This window comes from Nostoc sp., from assembly GCF_036917515.1.
In the GTDB taxonomy this organism is placed as follows: Bacteria; Cyanobacteriota; Cyanobacteriia; order Cyanobacteriales; family Nostocaceae; genus Nostoc.
This window is the reverse complement of sequence record NZ_JBALDE010000003.1, coordinates 1-6,234: the sequence shown is the minus strand read 5'-3', so window position 1 is coordinate 6,234 and position 6,234 is coordinate 1. Positions and strand designations below refer to the sequence as shown.

Below are 6,234 nucleotides of genomic sequence, written 5' to 3'. Positions count from 1 at the left end.
CAAATGCTCTGAATGCGGTAACTAAAAAAGACATTATTGGATGGTTCACCCACTGCTGTTACTATATTGCACCCAACTGAGAACCGCTATATAAATATTTCCTGACTTATGTCAGCATTTTTTGTTTTAAAAACCACTGAAAAAACGAATTTTCAAGTGATTGCCGATTTTTTATTAATTTATTTTGATTATTTACTGAGCTAATCTCCGTTTGCGGTGTACTCTCAATATACGGTAACTACCACACTCAACCTTTGAGATCAATTACACCCAGAGGTGAATACCATGAAAAATTATGCTCAACAGCAGGAATTTATTTTAAGTCAAATCACAAATAAATATTTTCAGCGTCGGGATTTCAGTGGATGTGACTTGAGAGGAATCGACCTGAAAGGAATTGATTTAAGTGGTATTAATTTAATTGGAGCAGATTTGCGTGATGCAAATTTGTCTGGCTGTGTTCTGACTCGTGCTAATTTAAGTGGCGCAAATTTGATGCAAGCTAGCTTACGTGAAGCTAATTTGTATGAAGCATCATTATGTGAAGCCAATTTGACTAATGCTGATTTAACACAAGCAAATTTGTGTGGAACATTCTTATGGCGAGTGAAATTCATAGGTAGTAATCTTTGGGGTGCTTCTTTATGTGATGTGGATTTGAGAGAAGCAGACTTAAGTGAAGCCAAATTAATTGAAGCATCGCTGATTGAAGCTAACTTAAGTTTTGCAAATCTCACACAAGCCAAGCTATGTGGAGCAAAATTACTAGAAGCTAATTTGACTGAGGCTAACTTAACCGGTGCAGACTTGACATGGGCAAATTTAACTAAAGCAAACTTGAATAAGGCAAACCTTTGGAAGACAAATTTGATTTATGCGAAGTTGCGAGATACTATCATGCCTGATGGTACAATTGAGCAACCTCAGATAGTTATTTATTAGCTAGAAGTAGCCCTGCCAAAGTGAAATAATCTTCTGATTTCGTTTTCATGCAGAGCATGGAAACAAGATGCAGCATAATTCAGAATCAAAAGTCAGAATAAATAAACTAGAAACCCAATACTTCTCGGGTTTTGGGGAAGAGGAAAGGGAAAGAAAAATCTTATAACCCTTATCCTTTTTCCAAAACCCAATTCTAAATTAAAAATGCTTAACTGAGAAATCTTGAAGCCTTAGTTAATACAACTTCAGCATTAATTATAAATCTTCTTTATATGATAAGTAATCCTTAAGCTGTATTAACTACAGCTTCTTCTGTAATTATGAATGCTCAAGCTGTAGTTAACACAGCTTCTTCTGTAGTTAGGAATGCTCAATCTGTAGTTAACACAGCTTCTTCTGTGATTATGAATGTTCAATCTGTAGTTAACACAGCTTCTTCTGTAGTTAGGAATGCTCAAACTGTAATTAAAATTAGATATAGCCGTTCCCATTCCGATGTGGTACAGCTTTATACCGAGGAGTGTAGGGCACGGCACTGCCCATTGGTGTCAACTTAAGAAGATGTAGAACCTCAAAGTTCACTCGCTGACTGATCAGAAATAAACACAGGAGAAAATCATGGTTAGTTCATCATTCAACCTGCTGAACCTCTCTGCTTTGAATGGCACTAATGGCTTTATAATTAACGGCATTGCAGAATATGACCAGCTAGGCTATTCAGTCAGCAATGCGGGAGACATCAACAACGATGGCATTGACGACCTGATTATTGGCGCATCGGCTTCCAGACCCAACGGCAACAATCGTATTGGGCAAAGCTATGTGGTGTTTGGGAAGACGAATCTGGGCAGTGGCGGCAGCCTCAACCTCTCTTCTCTGGATGGCACTAATGGCTTTTTGATTAAGGGCATTGCACAATCTGACCAATCAAGCTATTCAGTCAGCAATGCGGGGGACATCAACAACGATGGCATTGACGACCTGATTATTGGGACAAGTAATACCTACCCTTATGACAAAAATAATGCTGGGCAAAGCTATGTAGTGTTTGGGAGAACCAATGTCGGCAGTGGCGGCAGCCTCAACCTCTCTTCTCTGGATGGCACTAATGGCTTTATAATTAACGGCATTGCAGTAGAAAATACCTACTCCTCAAGCTATTCAGTCAGCAATGCGGGGGACATCAACAACGATGGCATTGACGACCTGATTATTGGGTCGGTATATACCGACCCTAACGGCAACAATCCTATTGGGCAAAGCTATGTGGTGTTTGGAAGGACGAATTTGGGCAGTGGCGGCACCCTTAATCTCTCTTCTCTGGATGGCACTAATGGCTTTTTGATTAAGAGCATTGCAGAAAATGACTTTTTAGGTTATTCAGTCAGCAATGCGGGGGACATCAACAACGATGGCATTGACGACCTGATTATTGGCGCACCGATTGCCAAGCCCAACGGCAACTATCGTGCTGGGCAAACCTATGTGGTGTTTGGGAGAACCAATCTAGGCAGTGGCGACACCCTCAACCTCTCTTCTCTGGATGGCACTAATGGCTTTTTGATTAATGGCATTGCAGAAAATGACTTGTTAGGCGATTTTGTCAACAATGCGGGGGACATCAATAATGATGGCATTGACGACCTGATTATTGGCGCACGTAATCCCTACCCCTACAGCAGAAATTATCCTTGGCAAAGCTATGTGGTGTTTGGGAAAAGGAATCTGGGCAGTGGCGGCAGCCTTAACCTTTCTTCTCTGGATGGCACTAATGGCTTTTTGATTAACGGCATTGCGATAGGTGACGACTCGGAGGGCATCTCAGTCAGGAATGCAGAGGATATCAACAACGATGGCATTGACGACCTGATTATTGGCGCACCGGCTGCCAACCCCAACGGCATCCGTGATGCTGGGCAAAGCTATGTGGTGTATGGGGGAACCAATCTGGGCAGTGGCGGCATCTTTAACCTCGCCTTCTTGAATGGCAATAATGGCTTTATAATTAACGGCATTGCAGCAAATGACCTCTCTGGCAAATCAGTCAGCAATGCGGGGGACATCAACAACGATGGCATTGACGACCTGATTATTGGCGCACCTTATGCCGATCCCAACGGCAAAGAAGTTGCTGGGCAAAGCTATGTGGTATTTGGGGGGAGAAATATTGCCAGTAGCAATACTTCTCCCAACCTGACTGGAACTGCTGATGCAGATAACTTATTTGGCACACCTAGCAACAACATCATCAATGGGTTGACTGGTGACGACACCATAAAAGGCAATGGCGGTCAAGATAAATTTTTGTTTCGCCTTGGCGATGGCGATGATACTATCGCCGATTTTGGTGGCATTGGTAAAGGCACAACCCCAACATCGGCGGTGATTGCCAATGTTGACACCTTACAATTTAAAGGTTCGGGTTTAACTGCCCAAAATCTGCAATTAACTCAAAATGGTAACAATTTAGAAGTGACTTTTGAAAAAGCGGCTTTTACCAAAGTCACTTTGCAAAACTTTAAACTAGAAAACCTGGATAACCTCACAGAAAGCGGTTCACAAACTGCACTTGGCAATATTCTATTTGATGGGCAAACCAACATCGCCGACAGCTTTGATGTCTTCGATGCTAACTCCACTCAAACTACGCTATTCAACAAGAACACGGTAACTTTCCTCAATGACCTCAACAATAACATCACGGGTTTTGACAACTCTAATGATGTGGTTAATGGTCAGGGGGGTGACGACATCATCGACGGCAAAAGTGGCAATGACCTTTTGAGAGGTGGTGCAGGTAATGATACCCTTATCGGTGGTGCAGGCAATGATACCCTTGTCGGTAGTGCGGGTGCTGACCCTTTCTTTAACCTCTCTGACTTGAATGGCACAAATGGCTTTATAATTAACGGCATTGCAGCAGGTGACTCTTCAGGCTATTTAGTCAGCAATGCAGGGGACATCAACAACGATGGCATTGACGACCTGATTATTGGCGCACCTGGTCTCCACTCCTACGACGAAGATTCTCCTTGGCAAATCTATGTGGTGTTTGGGGGGACGAATCTGGGCAGTGGCGGCACCTTTAACCTCTCTGATTTGAATCGCACTAATGGCTTTTTGATTAACGGCGTAGAAGGTGTATTCTTAAACGGCTCAGTCAGCAATGCGGGGGATATCAACGACGATGGCATTGACGACCTGATTATTTGGGGACCAAGTACCAAGGATGGCAAATTTTATCTTGGGCAAACCTATGTGGTGTTTGGGGGGACGAATCTGGGCAGTGACGACACTCTCAACCTCTCTTCTCTGGATGGTACTAATGGCTTTTTCATTAACGGCATTACAGGAATTGACTACTCAGCCTCCTCAGTCAGCAATGCGGGGGACATCAACAACGATGGCATTGACGACCTGATTATTGGAGCAATTCTTACCTCCCCCAACGGCAAATATGATGCTGGGCAAAGCTATGTAGTGTTTGGGAGAACAAATCTGGGCAGTGGCGGTACCCTCGACGTCTCTTCCCTAGATGGCACTAACGGCTTTGCGATTAACGGCATTGCAGAATATGGCCACTTAGGCTACTCAGTCAGCAATGCAGGGGACATCAACAACGATGGCATTGACGACCTGATTATTGGGGCACGAAAGTTCTACCCCGAGAGTTATAATTATGATTCTGGGCAAAGCTATGTAGTGTTTGGGGGAACCAATGTCGGCAGTGGCGGCACCCTCAACCTCTCTGATTTGAATGGTAATAATGGCTTTATAATTAACGGCATTGCAGAAGATAGCAACTCAGGCTCCTTTGTCAGCGATGCAGGGGACATCAATAACGATGGTATTGACGACCTGATTATTTCGTCAAAATATGCTTCCCGCAACGGCAAAGATTTTGTTGGGCAAAGCTATATAGTATTTGGGGGAACCAATGTCGGCAGTGGCGGCACCCTCAACCTCTCTGATTTGAATGGCACTAATGGCTTTTTAATTAACGTCATTGCAAAAGGTGAGTCTTCAAGCTACTCAGTCAGCAAAGCGGGGGACATCAACGGTGATGGCATCGACGACCTGATTATTGGGGAATATAATGCCACCGCCAACGGCAAACAAACTGCTGGGCAAAGCTACGTAGTGTTTGGGGGAACGAATCTGGGCAGTAGCGGCACCCTTAACCTGTCTGATTTGAATGGCACTAATGGCTTCATAATCAACGGTATAGCAGCAAATGACTTATCAGGGAAGTCAGTCAGCAATGCGGGGGACATCAACGGCGATGGCATTGACGACCTGATTATTGGGGCATATGGGGCTGACCCCAACGGCAAAAATGCTGCTGGGCAAAGCTATGTGGTGTTTGGGAGGACGAATATAAACAGTGACGACACCCTTAACTCGACCGTAACTCCTGGTGATGATACCCTGACGGGCAACAGCCGTCAAGATAAATTTGTATTTCGCCCTGGTGATGGCAATGACACCATCACCGATTTTGGTGGCATTGGTAAAAGCTCAAAGCCGTCGGCAGCAGCGATCGCTTCCTTAGATAGCTTACAATTTATCGGTTCGGGTTTAACTGCCGAAAATCTGCAATTAACTCAAAATGCTAACAACTTAGAAGTTACCTTTGAAAATGTTGATAATACCAAAGTTACTCTGCAAAACTTCAAATTAGAAAGCCTCGATAATCTGCCAGCTTCTGGAGCAACACCTGCAATTGGCAATATCCTATTTGATGGGCAAACCAACATTGCTGACAGCTTTGATGTCTTCGATGCCAACTCTACTCAAACTAGCGTGTTTAACAAAAACACAGTCACATTCCTTAATGACCTGAATAACAGCATCACAGGTTTTGAAAACTCCAACGATGTGATTAATGCTCAAGCGGGTAATGACATTATCTACGGCTTGAGTGGCAACGATCTATTGCGAGGCGGTGCTGGTAATGATACTCTCGTCGGCGGTGCTGGCAATGATACTCTTGTCGGCGGTGCTGGCGCGGACTGTTTCGTTTACAACACTGATGCAGCCTTTGACTTGACTGCTGGTGTAGATGCGATCGCTGATTTCAACAGTTCCCAAGGTGATAAAATTGTCCTAGATAAAACTATCTTTAGTGCGTTCCCGCTTCGGGTTGCCGTAGGCATCGCTTCAATTGCTGGAACAGGTTTTAGTAACAAGAGTGATTTTGTGTGATTTTACTCCTTGTATGACCAAACTGTGAACCATAGCGTGACCAAAAGTTAACGTAATTTCAAGGTTTTTAGCCAATCAAAAACCTAA

The 6,234-nt window shown here is 43.8% G+C and carries 3 protein-coding genes; all 3 read left to right on the top strand.

What is annotated here, in order from left to right:
- Window positions 1–285 precede the first annotated feature (285 nt).
- Window positions 286–942, top strand: a complete 657-nt coding sequence (locus V7K89_RS00245; RefSeq protein ID WP_335183752.1) for a pentapeptide repeat-containing protein — start codon at window positions 286–288, stop codon at window positions 940–942.
- 320 nt (window positions 943–1,262) lie between these two features.
- Complete coding sequence (locus V7K89_RS00240; RefSeq protein WP_335183751.1) at window positions 1,263–1,499, top strand: hypothetical protein; 237 nt, start codon at window positions 1,263–1,265, stop codon at window positions 1,497–1,499.
- A 61-nt stretch (window positions 1,500–1,560) separates the two neighbouring features.
- Window positions 1,561–6,147, top strand: coding sequence for a beta strand repeat-containing protein (locus tag V7K89_RS00235; protein ID WP_335183750.1), 4,587 nt, complete (start codon window positions 1,561–1,563; stop codon window positions 6,145–6,147).
- The last annotated feature ends 87 nt before the right edge of the window (window positions 6,148–6,234 follow it).